General features: G+C 71.3%; 24 protein-coding genes and 1 tRNA gene. 14 read left to right on the top strand and 11 right to left on the bottom strand.

All coding sequences use genetic code 11. The annotated features are described in order from the left end of the window. Positions 1 to 7: 7 nt before the first annotated feature. The 4 genes from B2363_RS06250 to B2363_RS06235 all read right to left on the bottom strand — a co-directional run bounded on the left by B2363_RS06250 (position 8) and on the right by B2363_RS06235 (position 5,411). On the bottom strand, positions 8 to 721 hold the full coding sequence (locus B2363_RS06250; RefSeq protein ID WP_286929169.1) for an AAA family ATPase: 714 nt from the start codon (positions 719 to 721) through the stop codon (positions 8 to 10). Between the two features lie 121 nt (positions 722 to 842). Next, positions 843 to 1,019, bottom strand: coding sequence for a DUF6104 family protein (locus tag B2363_RS06245; RefSeq protein ID WP_153303010.1), 177 nt, complete (start codon positions 1,017 to 1,019; stop codon positions 843 to 845). Between the two features lie 7 nt (positions 1,020 to 1,026). Beyond that, complete coding sequence (locus B2363_RS06240; protein ID WP_286929166.1) at positions 1,027 to 4,818, bottom strand: multifunctional oxoglutarate decarboxylase/oxoglutarate dehydrogenase thiamine pyrophosphate-binding subunit/dihydrolipoyllysine-residue succinyltransferase subunit; 3,792 nt, start codon at positions 4,816 to 4,818, stop codon at positions 1,027 to 1,029. A 146-nt stretch (positions 4,819 to 4,964) separates the two neighbouring features. Beyond that, positions 4,965 to 5,411 (bottom strand): OsmC family peroxiredoxin, encoded by a 447-nt coding sequence (locus B2363_RS06235; RefSeq protein ID WP_181756551.1) that lies wholly within the window; start codon positions 5,409 to 5,411, stop codon positions 4,965 to 4,967. A 126-nt stretch (positions 5,412 to 5,537) separates the two neighbouring features. Here B2363_RS06235 and B2363_RS06230 point away from each other — a divergent pair, with 126 nt between their 5' ends. The 3 genes from B2363_RS06230 (at position 5,538) to B2363_RS06220 (ending at position 8,806) form a co-directional block, all read left to right on the top strand. Continuing rightward, a complete protein-coding gene (locus tag B2363_RS06230; RefSeq protein WP_286929164.1) occupies positions 5,538 to 6,269 on the top strand; it encodes an MBL fold metallo-hydrolase in 732 nt (243 codons plus the stop codon). Continuing rightward, positions 6,269 to 8,383, top strand: coding sequence for a thiamine pyrophosphate-dependent enzyme (locus B2363_RS06225; protein ID WP_286929163.1), 2,115 nt, complete (start codon positions 6,269 to 6,271; stop codon positions 8,381 to 8,383). The genes B2363_RS06230 and B2363_RS06225 overlap by 1 nt, the downstream gene beginning before the upstream one ends. 156 nt (positions 8,384 to 8,539) lie before the next feature. Beyond that, entirely contained in the window at positions 8,540 to 8,806 is a 267-nt protein-coding gene (locus B2363_RS06220) for a hypothetical protein (protein WP_286929161.1), read from the top strand. Here the strand turns inward: B2363_RS06220 and B2363_RS06215 are convergent. The 6 genes from B2363_RS06215 to B2363_RS06190 form a co-directional block, all read right to left on the bottom strand. Continuing rightward, a complete protein-coding gene (locus B2363_RS06215) occupies positions 8,799 to 9,833 on the bottom strand; it encodes a GNAT family N-acetyltransferase (RefSeq protein WP_286929160.1) in 1,035 nt (344 codons plus the stop codon). The two genes, B2363_RS06220 and B2363_RS06215, sit on opposite strands and share 8 nt — an antisense overlap. Before the next feature lie 62 nt (positions 9,834 to 9,895). After that, positions 9,896 to 10,744 (bottom strand): ABC transporter permease, encoded by an 849-nt coding sequence (locus B2363_RS06210; RefSeq protein ID WP_286929159.1) that lies wholly within the window; start codon positions 10,742 to 10,744, stop codon positions 9,896 to 9,898. Beyond that, complete coding sequence (locus B2363_RS06205; protein ID WP_286929158.1) at positions 10,741 to 11,661, bottom strand: ABC transporter ATP-binding protein; 921 nt, start codon at positions 11,659 to 11,661, stop codon at positions 10,741 to 10,743. Before B2363_RS06205 ends, B2363_RS06210 begins: the two co-directional genes overlap by 4 nt. Before the next feature lie 72 nt (positions 11,662 to 11,733). After that, a complete protein-coding gene (locus B2363_RS06200; RefSeq protein WP_286929157.1) occupies positions 11,734 to 12,363 on the bottom strand; it encodes a hypothetical protein in 630 nt (209 codons plus the stop codon). Then, complete coding sequence (locus tag B2363_RS06195; protein ID WP_286929156.1) at positions 12,360 to 12,803, bottom strand: MarR family winged helix-turn-helix transcriptional regulator; 444 nt, start codon at positions 12,801 to 12,803, stop codon at positions 12,360 to 12,362. Before B2363_RS06195 ends, B2363_RS06200 begins: the two co-directional genes overlap by 4 nt. 102 nt (positions 12,804 to 12,905) lie before the next feature. Further along, positions 12,906 to 12,977 (bottom strand) — tRNA-Arg (locus B2363_RS06190). 57 nt (positions 12,978 to 13,034) lie between these two features. Between B2363_RS06190 and B2363_RS06185 the strand changes: the two genes are divergently transcribed. The 8 genes from B2363_RS06185 to B2363_RS06150 all read left to right on the top strand — a co-directional run bounded on the left by B2363_RS06185 (position 13,035) and on the right by B2363_RS06150 (position 22,588). Continuing rightward, positions 13,035 to 13,415: a response regulator gene (locus B2363_RS06185; protein WP_286929155.1), complete on the top strand. Its 381-nt coding sequence runs from the start codon at positions 13,035 to 13,037 to the stop codon at positions 13,413 to 13,415. A gap of 22 nt (positions 13,416 to 13,437) precedes the next feature. Beyond that, complete coding sequence (gene argS, locus B2363_RS06180; protein ID WP_286929153.1) at positions 13,438 to 15,099, top strand: arginine--tRNA ligase; 1,662 nt, start codon at positions 13,438 to 13,440, stop codon at positions 15,097 to 15,099. Then, complete coding sequence (gene lysA / locus B2363_RS06175) at positions 15,099 to 16,496, top strand: diaminopimelate decarboxylase (protein ID WP_286929151.1); 1,398 nt, start codon at positions 15,099 to 15,101, stop codon at positions 16,494 to 16,496. The genes argS and lysA overlap by 1 nt, the downstream gene beginning before the upstream one ends. Before the next feature lie 79 nt (positions 16,497 to 16,575). After that, positions 16,576 to 17,883, top strand: a complete 1,308-nt coding sequence (locus tag B2363_RS06170; protein WP_286929149.1) for a homoserine dehydrogenase — start codon at positions 16,576 to 16,578, stop codon at positions 17,881 to 17,883. Continuing rightward, positions 17,883 to 18,947, top strand: a complete 1,065-nt coding sequence (gene thrC / locus B2363_RS06165) for a threonine synthase (RefSeq protein ID WP_286929147.1) — start codon at positions 17,883 to 17,885, stop codon at positions 18,945 to 18,947. Before B2363_RS06170 ends, thrC begins: the two co-directional genes overlap by 1 nt. Beyond that, a complete protein-coding gene (gene thrB / locus B2363_RS06160; RefSeq protein ID WP_286929145.1) occupies positions 18,944 to 19,822 on the top strand; it encodes a homoserine kinase in 879 nt (292 codons plus the stop codon). The genes thrC and thrB overlap by 4 nt, the downstream gene beginning before the upstream one ends. A 158-nt stretch (positions 19,823 to 19,980) precedes the next feature. Further along, positions 19,981 to 22,017 carry a transcription termination factor Rho gene (rho, locus tag B2363_RS06155; RefSeq protein ID WP_376785940.1) on the top strand — a complete coding sequence of 679 codons (2,037 nt, stop codon included), beginning with the start codon at positions 19,981 to 19,983 and terminating at the stop codon, positions 22,015 to 22,017. An 88-nt stretch (positions 22,018 to 22,105) separates the two neighbouring features. Beyond that, entirely contained in the window at positions 22,106 to 22,588 is a 483-nt protein-coding gene (locus B2363_RS06150) for a glutathione peroxidase (protein ID WP_181756567.1), read from the top strand. Between the two features lie 10 nt (positions 22,589 to 22,598). Here B2363_RS06150 and B2363_RS06145 read toward each other — a convergent pair whose 3' ends face one another. Then, positions 22,599 to 22,916 (bottom strand): hypothetical protein, encoded by a 318-nt coding sequence (locus B2363_RS06145; RefSeq protein ID WP_286929144.1) that lies wholly within the window; start codon positions 22,914 to 22,916, stop codon positions 22,599 to 22,601. A gap of 155 nt (positions 22,917 to 23,071) precedes the next feature. Here B2363_RS06145 and rpmE point away from each other — a divergent pair, with 155 nt between their 5' ends. The 3 genes from rpmE to prmC all read left to right on the top strand — a co-directional run bounded on the left by rpmE (position 23,072) and on the right by prmC (position 25,266). After that, positions 23,072 to 23,278 (top strand): 50S ribosomal protein L31, encoded by a 207-nt coding sequence (gene rpmE, locus B2363_RS06140; protein ID WP_078700513.1) that lies wholly within the window; start codon positions 23,072 to 23,074, stop codon positions 23,276 to 23,278. An 81-nt stretch (positions 23,279 to 23,359) separates the two neighbouring features. Then, positions 23,360 to 24,424: a peptide chain release factor 1 gene (prfA, locus tag B2363_RS06135; RefSeq protein WP_286929143.1), complete on the top strand. Its 1,065-nt coding sequence runs from the start codon at positions 23,360 to 23,362 to the stop codon at positions 24,422 to 24,424. Next, positions 24,421 to 25,266: a peptide chain release factor N(5)-glutamine methyltransferase gene (prmC, locus tag B2363_RS06130; RefSeq protein ID WP_286929141.1), complete on the top strand. Its 846-nt coding sequence runs from the start codon at positions 24,421 to 24,423 to the stop codon at positions 25,264 to 25,266. Before prfA ends, prmC begins: the two co-directional genes overlap by 4 nt. The last annotated feature ends 77 nt before the right edge of the window (positions 25,267 to 25,343 follow it).

Below are 25,343 nucleotides of genomic sequence, written 5' to 3'. Positions count from 1 at the left end.
GGGGACGTCAGTCGAGCAGGTGCCGCAGGTACCGGTCGGGCCGGTCGAGGAACGCGCGCCAGTGGTGCACGACCTCGAGATCCTCCCAGGCGGTCTCGCGCCAGCCCCACGCGCCGACCTCGAGGATGCGCGCCCCCGGCAGCGACGCCAGGACGGGGGAGTGGGTCGCGCACAGGACCTGGCCCCGGTCGCGGGTGATCCGGTCGAGCGTCGCCATGAGGGCGAGCGTGTTGGAGAACGAGAGGGCGGCCTCCGGCTCGTCGAGGCAGTAGAAGCCGGTCCCGTCGAAGCGGTGCTCGAGCAACGCCACGAAGGACTCGCCGTGGCTCATCGCGTGGAAGTCGGGCTCGTGAGGATTGCCGCCCGGATGGTCCGCGAGGTAGGAGTACCAGCCGTGCATCGTCTCGGCGCGCAGGAAGAACCCCCATCTGCCGCTGCCCACCCCGCGTTGGATCGTGAGGCTCCTCCACAGCGACGACTCGGTCTCGCGGGTCTGGTGGTGGCCGAAGGCAGAGCCGCCTTCGGGCGACAGCCCGTAGGCGACGGCGATCGCCTCGACGAGGGTGGACTTGCCGGAGCCGTTCTCCCCGACCAGGAACGTGACCCCCGGCCCCAGGTCGAGGCCGTCACGCGCCAGTTGGCGCACCGCGGGGATCGAGGCGGACCAGTCGTCCGGCTCCACGCCCGTGACGCGCACGACGGGCGGCTGATCGAAGTCCACGCCAGCACCGTAGTGGCCGCTACCGACACCGGCTGCGGCAGGACGGTCCGCGGGGTGAGCGCAGAAGTGCCCGCCACTCGGTGAGTGGCGGGCACTTCGGGGCCGGACGGCGTGCTCGGTGTCAGTCCTCGTCGTCGTCGAGGCGGGCCAGCCAGGTGGCGAGCCGCTCGACGGGCACCTCGAACTCGGGGTTGAGGTCGACGAAGATCGAGAACTGCTCGGCCAGCCACGCGAAGGAGACCTCCTCCTCCCCGCGGCGGGCCGTCAGCTCCTCGATGCCTCGATCGGTGAAGTACATCGTCGGATCAGGCGAAGGCCCGGTTCATCAGGTCCTTGAACTCGGTGACGTGCACCGAGTGCGAGCCCACGGACGGAGCCGAGGACTCCGGGCGGGTGACCGGGTTCATCGGCAGACCGAGCGCGTCGCGCAGGTACAGCGCGACGTGCGGCCACGGACCCTGGTTCTCCGGCTCGTCCTGGACCCAGCGGATCTCGCGAGCGTTCGGGTACTTCGCGATCTCCTCCTTGAGCTCGGCCAGCGGACGCGGGTAGAGCTGCTCGAGACGCACGATCGCGGTGCGGGGGTTGTCGCCCTCGCGGCTCTTGCGGTCGGTCATCAGGTCCCACGTGACCTTGCCCGAGCACAGGATGACCCGCTCGACGCGGCTGGGATCCACCGTGTCGTCACCGATGACCGGACGGAACGTGCCGGAGGTGAAGTCCTCCGGCTGGCTCGCGGCCAGCTTGTTGCGCAGCATCGACTTCGGCGTGAAGACGATGAGCGGACGGTGCTGCGACTGCAGGTTCTGCCGGCGCAGGAGGTGGAAGTACGACGCGGGCGTCGACGGCTGGGCGATCGTCATCTCGTCGTTGGCCGCGAGCGTCAGGAAGCGCTCGATGCGTCCTGAGGAGTGGTCGGGGCCCTGGCCCTCGTAGCCGTGCGGCAGCAGCAGCACGACACCGGACTTCTGGCCCCACTTGGTCTCGCCCGAGCTGATGTACTCGTCGATGACCGACTGGGCGCCGTTGACGAAGTCGCCGAACTGGGCCTCCCACATCGTCAGCGCCTCGGGACGTGCCACCGAGTAGCCGTACTCGAAGCCGAGCGCGGCGTACTCGCTCAGCAGCGAGTCGTAGATGTAGAACGACGCCTGGTCCTCGCCCACGTGCTGCAGTGGGGTCCACTCGGCACCGTCCTTGCGGTCGATGATCGTGGCGAAGCGCGTCGTGAACGTGCCACGGCGCGAGTCCTGGCCGACGAGACGCACGGGACGCCCGTCGAGCAGCAGCGAGCCCATCGCGATGATCTCGCCGGTGCCCCAGTCGATCGGGCCGGCCGTGATCGAGGCCGCGCGGCGCTGCAGCTGCGGCAGCACCTTCGGGTGCACCGTGAAGCCCTCGGGCACGTTCGTGTAGGCGTCGGAGACGGCCTTGAGCGTGTCGGGGGTGATCGCGGTGACGAGCTCCTCGTCGTACGGCTTCTCGGGGTAGTCGGGCGTGCGCGAGTAGCCGGAGTCGTGCTGGGCCTGCTTGACCTTCGCCAGGTTCTGCTCGAGCAGCTTCTGGTAGCCCTTCAGCGCCTCCTCGGCCTCCTCGAGCGTGATGTCGCCACGGCCGACGAGAGCCTCGGTGTACAGCTTGCGCACCGACTTCTTCTTCTCGATCGTGTCGTACATCAGCGGCTGCGTGAAGCTGGGGTCGTCGCCCTCGTTGTGGCCGCGACGGCGGTAGCAGACGAGGTCGATGACGACGTCCTTGTGGAACGTGCGGCGGTACTCGTAGGCCAGCTGCGCGGCGCGGATGCAGGCCTCCGGGTCGTCGCCGTTCACGTGGAAGATCGGCGCCTGGACCATCCGGGCGACATCGGTGCAGTAGGTCGAGGACCGCGACGCCGAGGGGCTCGTGGTGAAGCCGACCTGGTTGTTCACGATCACGTGGACCGTGCCGCCGGTGCGGTAGCCCCGCAGCTGCGACAGGTTCAGCGTCTCGGCGACGACGCCCTGGCCCGCGAACGCTGCGTCACCGTGGACGAGGACCGGCAGGACCGGGAACTCCTCGCCGCGGTTCAGCACGTCCTGCTTGGCGCGGGCGATGCCCTCCAGGACCGGGTCGACGACCTCGAGGTGCGACGGGTTCGCCGCGACCGAGACCTTGATCGTGTCGCCACGGACCGAGGTGAACTCGCCGTCGACGCCCAGGTGGTACTTGACGTCGCCCGAGCCCTGGACGGTGCGCGGGTCGATGTTGCCCTCGAACTCGCGGAACACGTTGGCCGGGTCCTTGCCGGCGATGTTCACGAGCACGTTGAGGCGACCACGGTGCGCCATGCCGATGCAGACCTCCTCGAGGCCGTCGGCAGCAGCACCCTCACAGATCTCGTCGAGCAGCGGGACCATCGTCTCGCCGCCCTCGAGGCTGAAGCGCTTCTGGCCGACGAACTTCGTCTGCAGGAAGGTCTCGAAGGCCTCGGCCTGGTTGAGCTTCTGCAGGATGCGCAGCTGCTCCTCGCGGGGCTCCTTGACGTGCGGGCGCTCCAGGCGCTCCTGGAACCAGGCGCGCTCCTCGGGGCCCTGGATGTGCATGTACTCCACGGCCATCGTGCGCACGTAGGAGTCGCGCAGGATGCCCAGGATCTCACGCAGCTTCATGAAGCGCTTGCCCGAGGCCTTGCCGAACGAGCCGACGGGGAACTCGCGGTCGAGGTCCCACAGGGTGAGGCCGTGCGACGCGATGTCGAGGTCGGGGTGGGTGCGCTGGCGGTACTCCAGCGGGTTCGTGTCGGCCATCAGATGACCGCGAACGCGGAAGGAGTGGATGAGCTCCAGCACGCGGGCCTGGCGGTCGACGTCGTCGTCGTGGTTGACCGAGATGTCCTGGGCCCAGCGGATGGGCTCGTAGGGGATCCGCAGCGACGTGAAGATGTCGTCGTAGAAGCCCTCGGCGCCCAGCAGCAGCTGGTGCACGCGACGCAGGAACTCGCCCGACTGCGCGCCCTGGATGACCCGGTGGTCGTAAGTCGACGTGAGGGTCATCATCTTCGACACGGCCATCTGCGACAGCGTGTCGGCCGAGGCGCCCTGGAACTCCGGCGGGTAGTCCATCGAGCCGACGCCCACGATGAGGCCCTGGCCGGCCATGAGGCGCGGCACGGAGTGGTTCGTGCCGATGCCACCGGGGTTCGTCAGGCTCAGGGTCGTGCCCTGGAAGTCGCTGACCTCGAGCTTGTTGTCGCGGGCCTTGCGCACGATGGTCTCGTAGCCGCGCCAGAACTGCGCGAAGTCCATCGTCTCGGCGGCCTTGATGTTCGGCACCATCAGCTGGCGCGAGCCGTCGGACTTCTGGACGTCGACCGCGAGCCCGAAGTTGATGTGCTCGGGGTTCAGCTGGACCGGCTTGCCCTTCTCGTTGTACTCGAAGCCGGTGTTCATCTCGGGCATCGACTTCACCGCCTGGACGACGGCGTAGCCGATCAGGTGCGTGAACGAGACCTTGCCGCCGCGAGCGCGGGCGAGGTGGTTGTTGATGACGACACGCTGGTCGAACAGCAGCTTCACCGGCACGGAGCGCACGCTCGTGGCGGTGGGGACCGCGAGGCTGGCGTCCATGTTGGTGGCGGTGCGCGCGGCGGCGCCACGCAGGATGACCTTCTCGACCTCGCCGGGGCCGGCGGGCTGCTCGGCCGGCTTGTCCTTCGCGGGTGCCTTGGCCGCGGCAGGCTGCTTCTTCTCGGCCGGCTTCGGGGTGGGCGGCGCCTGGGCCGGAGCCGGCGGGTTCTTCTCCTCGGCCGCGCGTGCGGACGGAGCCTTCTCGGGCGTCGCCGGCTTCTCGGCCTGCTGCTTGGAGGGCTCGAGCGCCGGCTCGTCGGTCCGGGTCTCGGACGACTCTGACTTCGGCGGGGAGGCCTTGCTCTCGGTCACGCCGTTGGATCCGCCGTTGGAGCCGTACCCTCCCTTGCGGAAGAAGTCGGCCCATTCATCGCCGACCGAGGACGGATCGGCGGTGAACTGGTCGTACATCTCTTCGACCAGCCACTCGTTGCTGCCGAAGTCGGGATGGGGAGCGTCGGTCGCCGACGCGGTGGGGGAGGACTCGGCCACGGCCTGAATCGCCTCTTCCGGGGAAAATCGCTCGCGTGATCGCGCACGGATGGTGGACTCATCACAGGGTAACGCGCGGGCCTACGGCGACGCAGGCAGGTCACGGAACCCGTCGATGAACGGACGCCATGGGACGTCCGGCGGACTCAGACGGTCTCGAGGGTGGCGTCGAGGGTGATGTCGTCGACGCCGTCGAGCGCCTTGCTGACGGGGCACGTCTCCTTGGCCTCGTCGGCCACCTGCTGGAATTCGGTGGCGTCGATCCCCTCGGCCTCGGCCCTGACGGTGAGGGTGATCTGGGTGATCCGGAAGCCGCCGTCGGGGTCCGGGCCGAGCGTCACGTCGGCCGAGGTCTCCACCGCGTTCACGGTGGCGCCGGCGCGTCCGAGCAGCGCCGTCAGCTGCATCGTGAAGCAGGCGCTGTGCGCTGCGGCGATGAGCTCCTCGGGGTTGGTGGCGCCGCCGCCGTCGTCGGACGAGCGCTTCGGGAACGACATCTCGAACGTGCCCAGGCCCGAGGACGTGAGCTCGACCTGGCCGGATCCGTCCTCGAACCCGCCGTCCCAGGCGGTGCGTGCAGTACGAGTGGGCATGAGGGGCCTCCTGTGGCTGGGGTGATGGTGCTCAGGTGGGTGTTCCTTCTCGACGCTAACCACGTTTGGACAGGTCTGCACGGCGCGTCCGTGGACAGCGCCCGGACGGGCTCCTAGGTTCGAGCCGTGGAGGTCACCGAGGTCGCGGACGGCATCTGGTTCGCACACACCGAGTTCGTCAACTGGATCGTGCTGGTCGAGGACGGGCGCGCGGCGCTCGTGGACTGCGGCTACCCCGGGCAGGCCGCGCTGGTGGAGGAGTCCGTGCGCCGCGCCGGCGTCACGATGGAGCAGGTCGAGGCCCTCGTCGTGACGCACAACCACGTCGACCACACCGGGTCGATGCCCGCGCTGGCGGCCCGCGGCGTGCGGGTGCTCGCCGGGGCCGAGGAGCTGCCGATGCTCCGGGGCGAGCGCGTCGAGAGCGCCACCACGGCCGACGTCCTCGTGCGCGCCTGGCGGCCCCGGGTGCTGCGCTGGGCCCTGGGCATCGCCCGCCTCGGCGCGTCCGGGCATCCGCGGGTCGACCACGCTGAGGCGGTGACGCCCGGCACGCCGCTCGACATCGCCCGCTCGCCCGTTCCGCTGCACCTGCCGGGCCACACCTCGGGGCACCTGGCGCTGTACTTCCCCGAGCAGCGTGCCGTGGCCACGGGGGACGCGCTCGTGACCGGGCACTCGCTCAGCCCGGTCGAGGGCCCGCAGGCGATCGACGCGTTCTTCCACCACGACACGGCCCGGCTGCGCGCGACGCTGCCGGACCTCGCCCTGCTCGACGCCGACCTCCTGCTGCCCGGTCACGGGCCCGTCGCCCACGTGCCGATCGCCCGGGCCGTCGGTGAGGCGCTGAGTCACTGATGGAGACGATCGACGAGTACGTCGTCCGCGTGCTGCCGGAGCTGCGTACGGATCCCGGCGTGGAGCGGGACGTGGACGTGGACGCGCTGCGTCGGCTGTTCGCCGCCCAAGTCCAGAGCCGGCACCTCGACTTCGCGGCGCGCTGGCTGCAGGCGCAGGGCCAGGGGCACTACACGATCGGCTCGGCCGGGCACGAGAGCAACGCGGCCCTCGGCCTGCTGTCGGAGGTCACCGACCCGGCGCTGCTGCACTACCGCTCGGGCGGGCTGTACGCGGCGCGGTCCGCCAAGGCCGGACGCGACGACGGGGTCCGGGCGATCCTGCAGAGCCTCACCAGCGCCCGCAGCGACCCGATGTCGGGCGGGCGGCACAAGGTCTTCGGCCATCCGGCGCTCAGCATCATCCCGCAGACCTCCACCATCAGCTCGCACCTGCCGCGCGCCGTCGGGCTGGGGCTGGGGCTCGGCTTCGCCCGGAGGCTGGGCCGACACACCGCGTGGCCCGAGGACGCCGTCGTGCTGTGCAGCTTCGGCGACGCCTCGGTCAACCACTCGACCGCCGTCGGTGCGCTCAACGCCGCGGCCTACCTCACGCACCGGGGGCTGGAGTGCCCCGTGCTGTTCGTGTGCGAGGACAACCGGATCGGCATCAGCACCGCGTCGCCCGTGGGCTGGCCGGGCGCCATGCTGGAGCGGCTCCCCGGGATCGGCTACCGGACCGCGGACGGGGACGACCCGGTCGGCCTGCTGGCGCAGACGCGGGACGCGCTCGACGAGGTGCGGTCCAGCCGTCGGCCAGGGGTGCTGCACCTGAGCACCGTCCGGTTCCTCGGTCACGCCGGCTCGGACACCGAGATCGCCTACCGCACACGGCGCCGGATCGAGGCCGACCACGTCCACGACCCGCTCGTCGCGACCGCCCGGGCGCTCGTCGACGCCGGCGCGATGACCGGGGCCGAGGCGCTCGACGCCTACGAGGACATGCGCCGGACCGTCATGGAGGGGGCCGAGGCGATCATCGGCGAGGCGCGCCTGGAGTCGCGCGCCGCCGTCACGGCGCCGCTCGCGCTGCCGTCCGTCGCCTCGGTGACGGGGGAGCCGGCCGACGGTCCGCGACGCACGCTCGCGCAGGCCATCAACGCCACGCTCGCCGAGCTGCTGGAGGAGCACGGCGAGACCTTGGTCTTCGGGGAGGACGTGGCGGTCAAGGGCGGCGTCTACGGCGTGACCCGCGGCCTGCGCAAGCGCTTCGGCGGTCAGCGCGTCTTCGACACGCTGCTGGACGAGCAGACGATCCTGGGCACGGCCCTGGGCACGGCGCTGGCCGGGTTCGTGCCGATTCCCGAGATCCAGTACCTGGCCTACCTGCACAACGCGGAGGACCAGCTGCGTGGCGAGGCCGCCTCGCTCGCCTTCTTCTCCGCCGGCCAGTACCGCAACGGCATGGTGGTCCGCGTCGCCGGACTGGCCTACCAGCGAGGCTTCGGCGGCCACTTCCACAACGACAACTCGGTGGCCGTCCTGCGTGACATCCCCGGACTGGTGCTGGCGGTCCCGAGCCATCCCGCCGACGCTCCGGGACTGCTGCGGGCCTGCCACGAGCTCGCCCGGCAGGGACAGGTGTGCGTGTACCTCGAGCCGATCGCGCGCTACCACTCCCGCGACCTGCACGAGGAGGGCGACGGCCTGTGGACCGCGGCCGCCTCGGACGGTGCGGTCATCGCTCCGGGGGAGCTCGGCGTGCACGGGGGCGGCCGCGACGTCGTGCTCGTCACGTTCGGCAACGGCACCTTCATGAGCCTGCGGGCGGCGGAGGTCCTGCGGTCCCAGGGCATCGAGGCGACCGTCGTCGAGCTGCGCTGGCTGGCGCCGCTGCCGGAGGAGCGGATCGTCGACGCCTGCCGCGACTTCGACGCGGTGCTCGTGGTGGACGAGACCCGTCACTCCGGCGGGGTGGGGGAGGGCGTCGTGAGCGCCCTGGTCGCCGGACGCCACCCGGGCCGCATCGCGCGCGTGTCCAGCGCCGACAGCTTCATCCCGCTGGGACCGGCCTCCGACCAGGTGCTCCTCGGCGAGGACGAGATCGTGCGCGCGGCGCTCGCCCTGCTGGCCTGAGCTGAGCCCGCCGCCGGATCCGCGAGTGGCGCAGTTTCGCCCGCCACTCGGCGAGTGGCGGGCACTTCTGCGCCACTCGTGACCCCGGTTTGCGCCACTGGCGACTCCGGGCGGTGTCGGCGAGCGGGTCCTCGGGGCCGCGTGCAGGATGGGCGCGTGACCGTGTACTTGGCGTGGACCGAGGCGGAGCCGGACGATCTCGACGGCCCGTGGCAGGAGGCGCGTCCGATCGCGCCGGGCCTGCTGCTCATCGAGAGCACCGAGACGCTCTCGGTGGTCTACCACGCGCTGAAGTGGTCGCTGCCCGGCGACGAGGCGCTCATCGTGACCCCGGTCGACCGCACTCCGAAGTCTCGGGGGATGGCGCCGGGGACGACCACGTGGCTGCGGGAGCGGACGAGTCCGGGCGGGTCCGTCAGCTGAGGTCGAGGTCCTTGAACCAGGACTCGGTGACGTAGTCGGTCTCCCAGCCCAGCGAGCGGTACAGCTCGTCGGCCTTGGTGGGGGAGTCGGCATCGACCTCGAGGGACACCCGATCCCGACCGCTGCGGGCCGCGTCGGCGATCACGGTGGCCAGCAACGACTTCGCCACCCCTCGTCCGCGTGCCGCCCGGTTCACGCCGATGTACTCCACGTAGGTGCCCGGGGTGCCGCCCTCGGGGGCCGCGCTCGACGAGCACACCACGGTGCCCGCCGGCACGTGATGGCCGCCGTCGGTGTCGACGTACGCGAGCCACCAGTGGTCCCAGCTGTGGCCGGGATCCTCCCGCAGTCGCTGGACGAACTCCGAGAAGCTCTCGCGGTAGGAGTTGAAGTGGTCCTGGAACGATGTCTCGAGCATCTGGTGCACGACCTGCAGGTCCGCGGCGACGGGCATCCCGTTCTCGTGCCGCTCGACCGGCCGGACGGTGACGCCGGCGCGGGGCTCGAGCGACGCCTCGTCCGCCGTGACGGGGCGCTCCATGTGCAGCCACGTTCGGCGCTTGGCGTAGCCCGCCTGCCTCAGCCAGCCGGCCTGGCGCGTGTCACCGGCGAAGGGACTCTCGTCGAGCCGGGTGGCGGTGACGCCGCGGAAGCGGGCCATCGCGACGGCGGCATCCTCGGCCCAGGCGTAGAACGCCTCCGCGATCGCGTCGATCTGCTCCACGTCGCGGTCGAAGTAGCCCCAGATCAGCGCTCGCCCGGCGGCCCGGTCGTGCACCGTGATCCAGGCGCGCGGCACGTCGTCGTCGCCCACCGCGACGAGCTGCCGGCGGGTCCAGCTCGCCTGCCCCGCCACCTCGGACTCGATCCCGGCCGGATCGACGTGGGCCTCGCCCGTCCCCTGCAGCTCGTCGAGCCGTCGCAGGGCGACCAGGGCGTCGATGTCGGCGTAGCCGGGAACCCGTGCGCGCCACGGCTCCGGGAGGGCGGGAAGGTCCTGGTGGGTCGCGCTCGTGGTGTCGGGCATCGGGACCATTGTGGTGGAAACGGCGCGAGGCGTCGCCTCCGCCCCGACGTGCCGCCCCGAGCTCAGACCCGCGTGAGGGCCTTGTCGCGGCGCGCCGCCACGGCCGATCCGGACTCCCGGCGGGCCATGCGCTGCAGCAGTCGCGGAGCCAGGACCATCCCGATCACGGCCCACACCGTCAGCACCGCGACCGCCTGCCAGACTCGCCATTCCCCGCCGGGTTCGAGGGTGGCGGCCCAGTCGGGGAGCAGTGCCGCGCGCATCCCGGCCGCGAGCCAGTGCAGCGGGAAGAGCTGCCCGACGACCTCCACCCAGCGCGGCAGTCCACCCGTGCTGAAGATCCCCGAGGCGTAGACGAGGGCGCCGATGACGACCATGCCCCAGCCGCCCACCGAGCGGGGGTTCTTGAAGATCGAGCCCAGCACGAAGCCGATCGGCGCGCAGGCCAGCAGGCCCAGCACGATCAGTGCCACGACGCCGAGGAATCCCGGCACGCCGCGGTGCCACAGGCCGTCCACGAGAGCCGTGGCGGCCGCGAGGATGATCGCGGAGCCGAAGATCGTCTCGTAGGTCACCCGCGCGGACTGGCCCACGACATAGCCGCGCATGCCTCGAGGGACGCTCTTCGCGCGCAGCAGGGTGCCGTCCTCGCGCTCGGTCACGACCACCGTGGCCAGCCCGTAGGCCGCGCCGAAGACCACCATCATCGCCAGCGCGTTGGGCACGATGAAGTGGGCCACGCTGATGTCGGCGTCCTCGATCATGTTGTCGCGGTTGAGGTACAGCACGACGGCGAGGATCCCGTTGAGGAGCACGTAGTACATGAGGTCCTCGGGTGCGCGGAGGCTGTTGCGGAACTCGATCCACCCGCGCCGCATCCCGGAGCGGACGGCGACGTCGACGGCGCTCATGCGACCACCTCCCGCGGCTCGTCGGACTGCTCGTGCCGGGCCACCATCGCCAGGTAGGTGTCCTCCAGGGTCGACCGGCGGACCTCGAGGTCGGTGATCCCGTCGGGGTGACGAGCGAGGAGGTCGCGCACGAAGTCGGTGCCGTCGGCGGTGGTGTGCACGTGGGCCTCGCCGTGATGGACCCACCGCACCTCGGTGGTGCCCGAGATCTGCTCGGCGAGGGAGGCTGCGCTGCCGTCGGCCACGATGCGTCCGTGGTTCAGGATGAGGATCCGGTCGGCGAGCTTCTCGGCCTCGTTCAGGTCGTGTGTCGTCAGCAGGATGGTGGTGTCCTCCAGGTCGCTGAGCCGGCGCACGAGGGCGTGGAAGTCGCGGCGGGCCACGGGGTCGAAGCCGACCGTCGGCTCGTCGAGGAACAGCATCTCCGGCCGGCCGACGATGCCGATCGCGACGTCCAGCCGGCGCCGCTGGCCGCCCGAGAGCGACTTGACCTTCGCCCCGGCCTGGGCCGTCAGGCCGACCCGGTCCAGCAGCTCGTCGGTGCCGTAGGGGCACGCGTGGTCGGGCGTGGCGTACGGCGCGTAGTACGAGCCGAACTGCTCGAGCAGCTCGCGCACCTGCCAGCGGCCGTGGTCGCGCCACGACTGCAGCACCACCCCGACCCGTGAGCGCCACGCCTCGTCGGCCGTGAGCGGCGACTCGCCGAGGACGCGCACCGCGCCGTCGGACGGCTTGCGGAACCCCTCGAGGATCTCGATGGTGGTGGTCTTCCCGGCGCCGTTGGGGCCCAGCAGGGCCACCACCTCACCGCGGCGCACCTCGAAGTCCAGGCCCTTGAGGACCTCCCGAGTGCCGTACGACATGCGGAGTCCGGACGCGGTGACGACCGCGGGCTGCTGCGACGGGTCTGGATCCACGGGCTCGCTCTCGACGGGGGAGGTTCGTCCGAACCTAGTACCGCCGCGGCGCCCGCAACAAGGACCCGCGGCTCACGGACGAGCGGAGATCAGCGGTGCGATCTCGCGTGCGACCTCACGCGGTGCGTCGACCCAGAAGCCCACCCGGTCCGCGACGAGCTCGCCCTTGGACGAGCGCAGCGTGGTGACACCCGTGAGCTCGAGCTCGAGGTTGGTGCGGCCGCTCACGCCGAGCAGCAGCAGGTCGTCCTCGTGGTGCACGGAGCGGATCGTCCCCGGCATCTCGTGCTCGACGAGCCGGCACCCCGCCACCGCGGCGAGCGGGACGTCGACCCAGGTGCGGGCGCCGCAGCGCAGCCGCAGCCGGTCGTCGTGCAGCAGGTGCGGGCGGACCCGGTAGGACGCCAGCAGCCCGAGCATCCACAGGACGCCCCAGATGCCGAGCACGAGCAACGGAAGCCGGATGGCGTCGGCCCACGCGGCGTCGACGTGGCGCAGCACCAGCTCGACCGCGACGGTCTCGGTGGCCGAGCCGAAGATCCACAGCCACAGCATCGGGCCGACGAGCTGCGCGTAGCCGATCGGCGTCGCACCGGCCGGCACGTCCGGACGGCGGGCGATCCAGCGGACGAGGGAGCGGTAGAGGGCGAGCTCCAGCAGCAGCGCCTCCCGCGCCAGGCCGAGCAGCCGCCGGGTGGTCACGTGCTCTCCTGCATGAGTCGCAGGAAAGTCGCGATGGTCTCGTCGAGCGTGGACTCGAACGCGGCCAGCCTGCGCTCGGGAACGTCGCCGAAGAGCTGTCGCGCGAGATCGGCGTGGCTCTCACGGAGGTCGCGGATCGTCCGTTCGCCGATCTCGGTCGGGGTCACCAGGATGGCGCGGCGGTCCGTGGGGTGCGGCTCGCGGGTGACATGGCCCGACGCGACCAGGCCGTCCACGAGCCCGGTGACGTTCCGCGGCGTCACCTCCAGCGCGGCGGCGAGCGCCTGCTGCGTGCTGGGGCCGGACAGGCCGAGCATCCAGAGCACGTGGGTGCGGGCCGTGGTGAGTCCGGACTCCTGCTCGAACCGGCTCAGGTCGGACGCCATCAGCGACGAGAGGTGCAGCAGCTTGTCGAGCACGGTCGTCGGTTCGCGGGTCACATCGTGAGTCTACTTCACCATGTACCATGTTCACGAATCGCGATCGGGCCGGGGAAAAGCAGAAGGTCCGCCCTCGACGGACGGACCTCGGTGGTGCCAGCGTGCCCCCGGCAGGATTCGAACCTGCGCTCCCGCCTCCGGAGGGCGGTGCTCTATCCCCTGAGCTACGGGGGCCGCTCGCGGTGTGGGATACCGCGGGGACCAACGGTAGCGCACGAGTAGGTTGTAGCCGTGCCCCCCACCGTGCTGGTCGTCGACGACACGGCGTCCATTCGCTTCCTGATCCGCACCAACCTCGAACTGGCAGGCTTCGACGTGATCGAGGCCGAGGACGGACAGGACTGTCTCGACGTCCTTGCGAACCTCGACGAGCTGCCGGGTCTCATCACGATGGACATGATGATGCCGCGCATGGACGGCGTCACCGCCATCACGCGCATCCGGGCCGATGCGCGCTACGCGGGCGTCGGACTGGTCATGGTGTCCACCCAGAGCCAGCAGATCGACCTCAACCGCGCCGCGGCGGCGGGCGTCGACGACTACGTCACGAAGCCGTTCGACCCGGACACGCTCGTCGCGACCGTGCGCCGGGTCCTCGAATCCCGGCAGTAGCGCACGCAGATAGGCTGTGCCGGTGACCCCCGACCAGCTTTCCGACGCCATCGTCGCCGCCCTGACGTCCCTCGTGGACGCGGGCCGCGTGACCCTTCCCGACCCGGTCCCCGCCCAGGTCCGCGTCGAGCGACCGAAGGTCAAGGAGCACGGCGACTACGCCACGAACATCGCGATGCAGCTGGGCAAGAAGGCCGGCATGAATCCGCGCGCGTTCGCCGAGCTGCTCGCCGCCGAGCTGGCCGCGTCCGACGGCATCGCCGGCGCCGAGGTGGCCGGCCCCGGCTTCCTCAACATCCGTGTCGCCGCGGGGGCTCAGGGTGAGATCGCGCGCCACGTCCTCGAGGCGGGGGAGGCCTACGGCCACGCGCCGCCCTCCGGCCGCAAGATCGACATGGAGTTCATCAGCGCCAACCCCACGGGTCCGCTGCACCTCGGCCACACCCGCTGGGCGGCCGTCGGCGACGCGATCGGCCGCGTGATGGCGGCGGCGGGCGACGAGGTCACCCGTGAGTTCTACATCAACGACCGTGGCAACCAGATGGACAAGTTCGGTGCCTCCCTGATGGCGCGGGCCCACGGCCAGGAGCCGCCCGAGGACGGCTACCTGGGCGCCTACGTCGCCGACCTCGCCGCCCGGATCGTCGAGGACGACCCGTCGATCACGAGCCTGCCCGAGGACGAGCAGCTGGTGGCCTTCCGCGAGGCCGGCTACGCGCTGCAGCTGGGCGAGCACCAGTCCGAGCTGGCCGAGTTCAACACCCACTTCGACGTCTGGTTCTCCGAGCGCTCGCTGCACGAGTCCGACGCCGTCGAGCGCGGCATGGCCAAGCTGCGCGAGCAGGGCCGGCTGTTCGAGTCCGAGGGCGCCACGTGGATGCGCACCACCGACTTCGGCGACGACAAGGACCGGGTGCTGCTGCGCGGCAACGGCGAGCTCACCTACTTCGCGTCCGACACGGCCTACTACGTCGACAAGCGCGACCGCGGCTTCGACACCTGCATCTACCTGCTCGGCGCCGACCACCACGGCTACGTCGGGCGCCTCAACGCGATGGCGGCCTGCGTCGGCGACACCCCGGGCGATCAGATCGAAGTCCTGATCGGCCAGCTCGTGAAGATCATGCAGGACGGCAAGGAACTCAAGCTCAGCAAGCGCGCCGGCACGATCGTGTCGCTGCGCGAGCTGATCGACCTGATCGGCGTCGACCCGCTGCGGTACACGCTGATCCGCTACCCGGCCGACTCGCCGCTCACGCTCGACGTCGCCGAGATGACGCGCAAGAGCAACGACAACCCCGTCTACTACGTGCAGTACGCGCACGCCCGGCTGTCGTCGATCATCCGCAACGGCGCCGACCTCGGCCTGACCGCCGACCTCGACCGGTTCGACCCGTCGCTGCTCGTCGAGGACCGCGCCGGCGACCTGCTGCGCGCGCTGGCCGAGTTCCCGCGGGTCGTGGCGCGCGCCGCCGAGCTGCGCGAGCCGCACCGCGTCGCCCGGTACCTCGAGGACACGGCCTCCACGTTCCACAAGTTCTACGACGTCTGCCGGGTCCTCCCGCAGGGCGACGAGGAGCCCACGGACACCCACCGCGCCCGGCTCGTGCTGGTCGCGGCCACGCGCCAGGTGGTCGCCACCGGGCTCGACCTGCTGGGCGTCTCGGCGCCGGAACGGATGTGATGATGCGATCGCACGAGGCAGGCGCCCTGCACGGTCAGGCCGGCACCCGTGGCCCCGAGTGGCTGCGCGAGCCCGACGACTCCAACGAGCTCGTGCCGCACCTGTGGTCGGCCAACGTCAGCAAGATCGACGGCGTGCTCACGATCGCGGGGGAGCCGGCCACGGACCTGGCGCAGGAGTTCGGCACCCCGCTCTACGTCGTCGACGAGGACGACTTCCGGGCGCGGGCCCGCGGCTTCCGCGAGGCGTTCCCCGACGCCGACGTCTACTACGCCGGCAAGGCGTTCCTGTGCGTCGCCACGGCTCGTTGGATCGCCGAGGAGGGCCTCAACCTCGACGTGTGCACCGGGGGAGAGCTGGCGGTCGCGCTGCGCGCCGGGTTCCCGCCCGCCCGCATCGGCCACCACGGCAACAACAAGTCCGTCGCCGAGCTGCGCCGGGCCCTCGAGGTCGGCGTCGGCCGCATCGTCATCGACTCGTTCGAGGAGATCGACCGGCTCGCCGCCCTCAGTGCCGAGCTCGACGTGCGCGCGCCCGTGATGGTGCGGGTCACCGCCGGCGTCGAGGCGCACACGCACGAGTACATCTCCACCTCGCACGAGGACCAGAAGTTCGGCTTCTCCATCTCCGACGGCGCCGCGCTCGAGGCCGTCCGCCGGGTACTGGCCGCCGACGGCCTGGAGTTCCTCGGTCTCCACTCGCACATCGGCTCGCAGATCTTCGTCACCGACGGCTTCGAGGTCGCCGCGCGGCGCGTGCTGCGCCTGCACGAGCAGATCGCCCGCGAGCTCGGCGTCACCGCGCCCGAGCTCGACCTCGGCGGCGGCTTCGGCATCGCGTACACGACTCAGGACGACCCCCGGCCCGCCGAGGACCTGGGCCGCGAGATCGTGAAGATCGTCACCGACGAGTGCGCCGCCCTGAGGATCGACGTGCCCCAGCTGTCGATCGAGCCCGGCCGCGCGATCGCCGGGCCCTCCACCTTCACGCTCTACGAGGTGGGCACCACCAAGGCCGTGGGCCTCGACGGCGGCGGCTCGCGGATGTACGTCTCGGTCGACGGCGGCATGAGCGACAACATCCGGCCCGCGCTCTACGGCGCCGACTACTCGTGCACCCTCGCGTCGCGGGAGTCCGAGGCCCGCCCGGTGCTCGCCCGCGTCGTGGGCAAGCACTGCGAGTCCGGCGACATCGTCGTGAAGTCCGAGTTCCTGCCCTCGGACATCGCCGCGGGCGACCTGCTGGCCGTGCCGGGCACGGGGGCCTACTGCCGCTCGCTGGCCAGCAACTACAACCACGTGCCGCGCGCGGCGGTCGTGGCCGTGCGCGACGGCGAGGCGCGGCTCATCCTGCGCCGCGAGACCGAGGACGACCTGCTCGCCCTCGACGTCGAGTGACCTGACGCCCTCCCCGCGCCGATCGGCGCAGGCGCGGACAGGGGCACGGGCGGCAGCGCGTCGCCGCTAGTCTTGCCCGGTGACCACGTCCGCTCCCGCCCGCCCGATCCGCATCGCGATGCTCGGCTGTGGTGTCGTCGGCACCGAGGTCGCCCGGTTCCTCCTGCGCGACGCCGAGGAGCTCGGCCGCCGCGTCGGTGCACCGGTCGAGCTGGTCGGGATCGCCGTCCGCCGCCTCGAGCGCACGCGCAGCCTCGACATCCCCTCCGACCTGTTCACCACCGACGCCAAGGCCCTCGTCACGCGGGGCGACCTCGACGTCGTCATCGAGGTCATCGGCGGCATCGAGCCCGCCCGCGAGCTCATCCTGGCCGCCCTCGAGAGCGGCGCGTCGGTCGTCACCGCGAACAAGGCCCTGCTGGCCGAGGACGGCGACACCCTCTACGAGGCGGCGGTCAAGGCCGAGCGCGACCTCTATTACGAGGCCGCCGTCGCCGGTGCCATCCCGATCGTCCGCCCGCTGCGCGAGTCGCTCGCCGGCGACCGGGTCGAGCGGGTGCTGGGCATCGTCAACGGCACCACCAACTTCATCCTCGACGCCATGACCACCACCGGCGCGGGCTTCGACGACGCGCTCGACGAGGCCCAGCGCCTCGGGTTCGCCGAGGCCGATCCCACCGCCGACGTGGAGGGCTTCGACGCCGCCGCCAAGGCTGCGATCCTGGCCGGTCTGGCGTTCCACACGCGCGTCACCATCGCCGACGTCCACCGCGAGGGCATCACCGAGGTCACCGCCGCCGACGTGGCGTCGGCCTCCGAGATCGGCTCGGTCGTCAAGCTGCTGGCGATCTGCGAGATCGACCCCGAGGGCACCGCGGTGTCCGTGCGCGTCCACCCCGCGATGATCCCGGCCACGCATCCGCTGGCCAGCGTCCGCGGCGCCTACAACGCCGTCTTCGTCGAGAGCGAGGCCGCCGGCCAGCTCATGTTCTACGGCCCCGGCGCCGGCGGTGCACCCACCGCGAGCGCGGTCCTCGGCGACGTGGTCACCGTGGCCCGCCATCGCGTCGACGGCGTCTTCGGCCCCGGCGAGACCGTGCACGCCCAGGTGGAGGTGCTCGACATCGGCCGGGCCCGCACGCGGTACCACGTCCAGATCGACGTCGAGGACCGTCCGGGTGTGCTGGCCGCCGTCGCGGAGGCGTTCGCCGTCCACGACGTCTCGATCAAGACGGTCCGCCAGGAGGGCCGCGGCGGCGACGCCCAACTCGTCGTCGTCACCCATGAGGCCGACGACGCCGCACTCGCGGCGACGGTGCGTCAGCTCCGCGACCTGGAGATGGTGCGCGGGGTCTCGTCGGTCATGCGAGTCGAAGGAGTGTCGTGATGGCCAGCCCGTGGCGCGGAGTCATCGAGGAGTACCGGGACCGGATCCCGCTCGAGCCGGGCGCGACCGTCGTGTCGCTGGGGGAGGGCGGCACGCCGCTCATCCACTCGGCGTGGCTGTCCGGCCTCGTCGGCGGCGACGTCTGGGTGAAGGTCGAGGGGAACAACCCCACCGGCTCCTTCAAGGACCGCGGCATGACCACGGCGATCTCCGCCGCGGTGGCCGAGGGCGCCAAGGCGGTCGTGTGCGCCTCCACCGGCAACACCTCGGCGTCGATGACGGCCTATGCCGCGCGCGCCGGGCTCACCCCGATCGTGCTCGTGCCCCAGGGCAAGATCGCGGCCGGGAAGATGGCCCAGGCGGTCATGCACGGCGGTGACATCATCCAGGTCCGCGGCAACTTCGACGACTGCCTGAACATGTCGCGCGGGCTGGCCAAGGAGTACCCCGTCGCGTTGGTCAACTCGGTCAACCCGATGCGCCTCGAGGGTCAGAAGACCGCATCCTTCGAGATCGTCGACGTGCTCGGCCGGGCCCCCGACATCCACGTCCTCCCGGTCGGCAACGCCGGCAACATCAGCGCGTACTGGAAGGGCTTCGTGGAGTACCACGAGTCCGGCGACGCCTCCTCGCGTCCGCGGATGTGGGGCTTCCAGGCCGCCGGCGCCGCGCCGCTCGTGCGGGGCGAGATCGTCACCCACCCCGAGACCATCGCCACCGCGATCCGGATCGGCAACCCGGCCTCGTGGACGCTGGCCGAGAACGCCCGCGACGAGTCGGGCGGCCGGATCGACGCCGTCAGCGACGAGCAGATCCTGCACGCCCAGCGCGAGCTCGGGCGCCACGAGGGCATCTTCGTCGAGCCCGCGTCCGCCGCGGGTGTCGCCGGTCTGCTCGCCGCCGTCCAGGCGGGCGAGGTGCCGACCGGCCTGACGATCACCGTCACCGTCACCGGGCACGGCCTCAAGGACATCGACACGCCGCTCTCGCAGATCGGCTCGATCGTCGACACGGTCGTCGACGCCGACGTGCACGCGGCCGCCGAGGCGGCCGGGCTCGCATGACCTTCGTCGACGTGCCGGTGACCGTCCGGGTCCCGGCCACCAGCGCCAATCTCGGACCCGGCTTCGACTCCCTCGGGATGGCGCTGTCCTGGTACGACGAGGTCACGGCCGAGGTCACCACCTCGGGCCTGACATTCGACATCGAGGGCGAGGGTGCCGACGAGGTCCCGCGCGACGAGACCCACCTGCTGTACCGCGCGATGGACGCCGCGTTCGACCTGCTCGGCGAGAAGCCGGCGGGCCTGCACGTGACGTGCCGCAACACGATTCCCCACGGCCGCGGCCTGGGCTCCTCGGCCGCGGCGATCGCCGCGGGGGTCGTACTCGCCCGCGCCCTGGTCGTCGGCGGCGACGAGCGCGTCGACGACACCACGCTCTTCGGCCTGGCCACCGATCTCGAGGGTCACCCCGACAACGTCGCACCGGCGCTGTTCGGCGGCTTCACCATCTCGTGGATCGAGGGCGCCGCGGCCGAGTCGCTGCGGCTCGACGTCGAGGCCGACGTCACCGTGTTCGTCCCGCCCGAACCGGTCGCCACGTCCGTGGCCCGCGGCCTGCTGCCCGAGCAGGTCCCGCACGGCGACGCGTCCTTCAACGCCGGGCGCACGGCCCTGCTGGTGGCGGCACTCACCTCCGCGCCCGAGCGGCTGATCTCGGCCACCGAGGACCGGTTGCACCAGCCGTACCGCGCCGAGGCGATGCCCGACTCCTACAAGCTGGTCCGCCAGCTGCGTGTCGAGGGCGTGCCCGCGGTCATCTCCGGAGCCGGCCCGACGGTGCTGGCATTCGCGCACGGACTCGAGGCCTGGAGCCCGGCGGGATGGGCTCGACGCGAACTGCGCGTGTCGCCCGAAGGCGCGCACTTCCGGTCCTGAGTGCGTGTTACAGTGAAGTTGTCGGAGTCGAGTCTCTCTCCCCGACACCATGCCACCTCTCAGCCCGTCGGATACGGGCGAACCTGAACGAGACGCGACGTCGGCCAACCCGATAGGCGCCCACCCAGGAAGCGTGGCCTCCCGAAAAAGGACAACGTGTGACGGAATCAACCACGGTCGATCCCACGCCCGCGGACGGTGCCGACAAGGCCCCCGCGAAGGCCCCCCGCAAGACCGGGGGAGCGCTCGGCGGAAAGGTGATCGCCGAACTCCAGGAGATCGCCGCCGGCCTCGGCATCGAGGGTGCCGCCAAGATGCGCAAGGGTCAGCTGATCGACGCCATCAAGACCGCCCGCGGTGACGCGAAGCCGGTCGAGGCGCCCCGTGCCAGCCAGGACAGCCAGGACAGCCAGGACACGCTCATCGACGTGCCGGCCGAGACCACGACCAAGGCCAGGACGACGAAGCGCCCGGCGCGCGCCAGCCGCGCCGCCGGTGCCCCCAAGTCCTCCGCGCCGGTCGAGCAGGCCGAGACGCGCGAGAGCGCCGCCGCCGAGACCGCCGCGCCGGCCGAGACGTCCGACCAGGGGGAGACCCGTCGCGACCGCTCGCAGGGCGAGAAGCAGTCCGACCAGGCTCAGGGCGACCGCTCGCAGGGTGAGAAGCAGGCCGACAAGGGCCAGGGCGACCGCTCGCGCGGCGAGAAGCAGGCCGACAAGGGTCAGGACGACCGCTCGCGCGGCGAGAAGCAGGCCGACAAGGGTCAGGACGATCGTCGCGACCGCGAGTCCGGCGACCGCGAGGGCAACCGCGGCCAGGGCCGCCAGGATCGTCAGGACCGCCAGGGCGGCAACCAGAACCGTCAGGATCGCCAGGACCGCCAGGGCGGCGGCCAGCGTACCCAGGGTGGCGGCCAGAACCGCGACCAGAACCGCGACCAGAACCGTGACCAGGACGACGACGGCGGACGCCGTCGCAACCGTCGCGGCCGCAACCGCGGCGGCAGCACGGGCCGCGGCCTCGAGGACAACCCCACCTTCACCGAGGACGACGTCCTGGTGCCGGCCGCGGGCATCCTCGACATCCACGACAACTACGCGTTCGTGCGCACCACGGGCTACCTGCCCAGCGAGAACGACGTCTACGTCTCGATGGCGCTCGTGCGCAAGCTCGGCCTGCGACGCGGTGACGCGATCACCGGCCAGGTGCGCCAGCCCCGTGAGGGCGAGCGCAAGGAGAAGTTCAACCCGATGGTCAAGGTCGACTCGGTCAACGGGTCGGACGCCGACGAGGCCAAGCGCCGCGTCGACTTCTCCAAGCTGACGCCGCTCTACCCCTCGGAGCGCCTGCGCCTCGAGGGCCAGGCCGGTGGCCTGACGGGCCGCGTCATCGACCTCGTCTCGCCGATCGGCAAGGGCCAGCGCGGCCTCATCGTCTCGCCGCCCAAGGCGGGCAAGACGATGGTGATGCAGCAGGTCGCCAACGCGATCACCGAGAACAACCCCGAGTGCCACCTGATGATCGTCCTGGTGGACGAGCGTCCGGAGGAGGTCACCGACTTCCAGCGCACCGTCAAGGGTGAGGTCATCGCCTCCACGTTCGACCGTCCGGCCTCCGACCACACCACCGTGGCCGAGCTGGCGATCGAGCGCGCCAAGCGCCTCGTCGAGCTGGGCCACGACGTGGTCGTGCTGCTCGACGGCATCACCCGCCTGGGCCGGGCCTACAACCTGGCTGCGCCCGCCTCCGGACGCATCATGTCCGGCGGCGTCGACTCCTCGGCGCTGTACCCGCCGAAGAAGTTCTTCGGCGCGGCGCGCAACATCGAGGACGGCGGCTCGCTGACCATCCTGGCGACCGCGCTGATCGAGACCGGCTCGCGCATGGACGAGGTCATTTTCGAGGAGTTCAAGGGCACCGGAAACTGGGAGTTGCGCCTGCGTCGCGAGTTCGCGGACAAGCGGATCTTCCCGGCGATCGACGTCGACGCCTCCAGCACCCGTCGCGAGGAGCTGCTCATGGCCCGCGACGAGCTGGCCATCGTGTGGAAGCTGCGCCGCCTGCTCTCGGGCCTCGACGGCCAGCAGGGCCTCGAGCTCATCCTGGGCAAGCTCAAGAAGACGCAGAACAACGTCGAGTTCCTCATGGAGATCAACAAGACGATGCCCGGCGGTGCGAGCAACGGCGAGAACTGATCGCCCGCGGCCGCCGCGCCGCCACCTGCTGAGCCTCGAAGGCCCGGTTCCCGCAAGGGTGCCGGGCCTTCGTCGCTAGGCTCGCCACATGACCACCGCCTGGGACTTCAGCGCCACCACGATCGACGGCATGGAGCAGCAGCTCGCCGACTACCGCGGCAAGGTCGCGCTCGTCGTCAACACCGCCTCGCAGTGCGGCTTCACGCCGCAGTACGGACCCCTGCAGGACCTCTACGACACCTACGCCGATCGCGGCTTCGTCGTGCTGGGCTTCCCGTGCGACCAGTTCGGCGGTCAGGAGCCGGGCGCCGAGGACGAGATCGCCACGTTCTGCGAGTCGCAGTTCGGCGTGCAGTTCCCGATGTTCTCCAAGGTGAAGGTCAACGGCTCGGACGCGCACCCGCTCTTCCAGTGGCTGAAGTCGGAGAAGAAGGGCGTCCTCGGAGGTGCGATCAAGTGGAACTTCACCAAGTTCCTGGTCGACACCGAGGGCACGGTGGTCAAGCGCTACGGCTCGACGACGAGCCCCGAGGACATCGCGAAGGACATCGAGGCGCTGCTTCCGGCCTGATCGCTGCCGGTCAGGAGCCGCTGGGGTCCTTGCGGCGCCGTCCGACCTGCTTGTCGTCGCCGGGCAGGATCGTGCGACGGGCGACGGGGCGCTGCTCGTTGCGCAGCGTCGTGTCCTCCTCGGTGAGGATGCGCCGGGCGCTGGTGGCCGTGATGATCGAGACGATCGTAAGGATGACCCACGCCAGCGCGGCGACGAGTCCGACGGCCGCGATCACGGTGATGGCACGGCTGCGGCCGTACTCGGTGGCGATGTAGACCCCGGCGCCGCCGATCACGACGAGCATCACCAGCGTGATGGCAATGGTCTTGAGTCTCCCGGTCCCCATGAGGGTCATAGTAGGCGGTGCCCCGGGATTTGAGGACAGGGGAACACCCCGGGCCCGATTTGGGTTATGCAAGGTGCCACTGGCAGAATCAATCCTTGGTTCCGGTTCACGGTCCGCACCCGCGTCCCGACCCGGCGACCCCACGAGAGGACATCATGAAGAAGGACATCCACCCCGCGTACGTGGAGACCCAGGTCACCTGCACCTGCGGCAACTCGTTCACCACCCGCAGCACGGCCACCGAGGGCTCCCTCCGCGCCGATGTCTGCTCGGCCTGCCACCCGTTCTACACGGGCAAGCAGAAGATCCTCGACACCGGCGGCCGCGTCGCCCGGTTCGAGAAGCGCTACGGCAAGAAGTAGGACTTCTCCGGCGCCGGTCGCTCTGATGGAGCGACCGGCGCCGTTGTCGTGTCCGGGCACCCGAGCGCAGGAGGTGACGACGTGTTCGAAGCAGTCGAGTCGTTGATCGGCGAGCACACCGAGGTCGAGCAGCAGTTGGCCGACCCCGCCGTGCACTCCGACGCGCGCCGCGCCCGCGACCTCGGACGCCGCTACGCCGAGCTGACGGCGATCATCCGCGTCTACCGCGAGTGGCAGGACGCCGGCGAGGACCTCGTCGCCGCCCAGGAGCTGCACATGACCGAGGAGGCGGCCGACCTCGAACGCCGCGTCCCCGAGCTCGCCGAGCGCCTCGAGCGCATGCTCGTCCCGCGTGATCCCGCCGACGGCAAGGACGTGATCCTCGAGATCAAGGGTGGCGAGGGCGGCGACGAGTCGGCGCTGTTCGCCGCGGACCTGATGCGGATGTACTCGCGGTTCGCCGAGCGGCACGGGTGGAAGGTCGAGGTGCTCGACTCCACCGAGACCACGCTCGGCGGCTACAAGTCGGTCACGGCCGCGGTGAAGGCCAAGGGCACCCCCGAGCCGGGGGAGGCGCCCTACGCCAAGCTCAAGTTCGAGGGCGGCGTGCACCGCGTCCAACGCGTTCCCGTCACGGAGTCGCAGGGGCGGATCCACACGTCGGCGGCCGGCGTCCTCGTGCTGCCCGAGGCCGAGGACGTCGACGTCCAGGTCAACGACAACGACCTGCGGATCGACGTCTTCCGCTCGTCCGGACCCGGCGGGCAGAGCGTCAACACCACCGACTCGGCCGTGCGGATCACCCACTTGCCCACCGGCATCGTCGTGAGCTGCCAGAACGAGAAGTCGCAGCTGCAGAACAAGGAGCAGGCGATGCGCATCCTGCGCTCCCGCCTGCTCGACGCCGCGCAGGCCGAGGCCGACGCCGCCGCCTCAGACGCGCGCCGCTCGCAGGTGCGCACGGTCGACCGCTCCGAGCGGGTGCGCACCTACAACTTCCCCGAGAACCGGATCTCGGACCACCGCACGGGGTTCAAGGCCTACAACCTCGACCAGGTCATCGACGGCGCCCTCGACGACGTGATCGGCTCGCTGGTCGAGGCCGACCTGGCCGACCGACTCGCGGCACTCGAGGGCCGCCCGTGAGCACCCGCCGCCTGCTGGAGGAGGCCGCCGCCACGCTCGAGCAGGGTGGGGTCGGGTCCCCGCGCCACGACGCCGAGGTGCTGCTGAGTCACGTCACCGGCACGCCGCGGGCGCTGCTCACGCTCACCGCGCGCGTCGACGACGTCCAGCGCCGCACCTACCTCGAGATGATCGCGGCTCGCGCCCGCCGGGTCCCGCTGCAGCACATCACCGGCACGGCCGCCTTCCGCTACGTCGACGTCGAGGTGGGTCCTGGCGTCTTCGTGCCACGCCCCGAGACCGAGCTCCTCGCGGGGTGGGCGATCGACGCCGCGCGCGAGGTCCTGCAGCAGCAGGGGCGCCCGCCCGTCGTCGTCGAGCTGTGCGCCGGCTCCGGCGCGATCTCGCTCTCGGTGGTGCACGAGGTGCCCGAGGCGCGGGTGCACGCCGTCGAGCTCGACGAGTCCGCCCACGGTTGGGCGATGCAGAACCTCGATGGCACCGGGGTCGACCTGCGTCGCGGCGACATGGCCGACGCGTTCCTCGAGCTCGACGGCACGGTGGACGTCGTGGTGGTGAACCCGCCCTACATCCCGCTTGACGCATGGGAGTCGGTGGCGCCGGAGGCCCGCGACCACGATCCGCAGCTCGCGCTGTGGTCCGGCGACGACGGCCTCGACGCGATGCGCGTGGTCGAGCAGGTCGCCTGGCGGCTGCTGCGCTCCGGCGGCGGCGTCGGCGCCGAGCACGCCGACGCCCAGGGCGAGAGCGCCCCGGCCGTCTTCACCTCGCGCTGGGCCGAGGTCCGCGACCACGCCGACCTCGCCGACCGGCCCCGCTTCGTCACCGCCCGCCGCCCCTGACCCCGCGCCACTCAGAACCGCCCCCGAACCGCGCCCCCGGACCGCGAGTGGCGCAAATTCGCCCGCCACTCGTCGAG

Source organism: Aeromicrobium sp. UBA7512 (genome assembly GCF_002476985.1).
GTDB classification, from domain to species: domain Bacteria; phylum Actinomycetota; class Actinomycetes; order Propionibacteriales; family Nocardioidaceae; genus Aeromicrobium; species Aeromicrobium phoceense.
The sequence above is the reverse complement of the archived record's forward strand: the minus strand, read 5'-3'. Positions and strand labels throughout refer to the sequence as shown.

What these genes read in the sequence shown, in the direction of transcription:
- thrB (WP_286929145.1), top strand. Translation starts at nt 18,944, where the DNA reads ATGACCTTCGTCGACGTGCCGGTGACCGTCCGGGTCCCGGCCACCAGC.
- B2363_RS06235 (WP_181756551.1), bottom strand. Translation starts at nt 5,411, where the DNA reads ATGCCCACTCGTACTGCACGCACCGCCTGGGACGGCGGGTTCGAGGAC.
- B2363_RS06150 (WP_181756567.1), top strand. Translation starts at nt 22,106, where the DNA reads ATGACCACCGCCTGGGACTTCAGCGCCACCACGATCGACGGCATGGAG.
- B2363_RS06225 (WP_286929163.1), top strand. Translation starts at nt 6,269, where the DNA reads ATGGAGACGATCGACGAGTACGTCGTCCGCGTGCTGCCGGAGCTGCGT.
- B2363_RS06145 (WP_286929144.1), bottom strand. Translation starts at nt 22,916, where the DNA reads ATGGGGACCGGGAGACTCAAGACCATTGCCATCACGCTGGTGATGCTC.
- rpmE (WP_078700513.1), top strand. Translation starts at nt 23,072, where the DNA reads ATGAAGAAGGACATCCACCCCGCGTACGTGGAGACCCAGGTCACCTGC.
- B2363_RS06215 (WP_286929160.1), bottom strand. Translation starts at nt 9,833, where the DNA reads ATGCCCGACACCACGAGCGCGACCCACCAGGACCTTCCCGCCCTCCCG.
- lysA (WP_286929151.1), top strand. Translation starts at nt 15,099, where the DNA reads ATGATGCGATCGCACGAGGCAGGCGCCCTGCACGGTCAGGCCGGCACC.
- B2363_RS06245 (WP_153303010.1), bottom strand. Translation starts at nt 1,019, where the DNA reads ATGTACTTCACCGATCGAGGCATCGAGGAGCTGACGGCCCGCCGCGGG.
- thrC (WP_286929147.1), top strand. Translation starts at nt 17,883, where the DNA reads ATGGCCAGCCCGTGGCGCGGAGTCATCGAGGAGTACCGGGACCGGATC.
- B2363_RS06210 (WP_286929159.1), bottom strand. Translation starts at nt 10,744, where the DNA reads ATGAGCGCCGTCGACGTCGCCGTCCGCTCCGGGATGCGGCGCGGGTGG.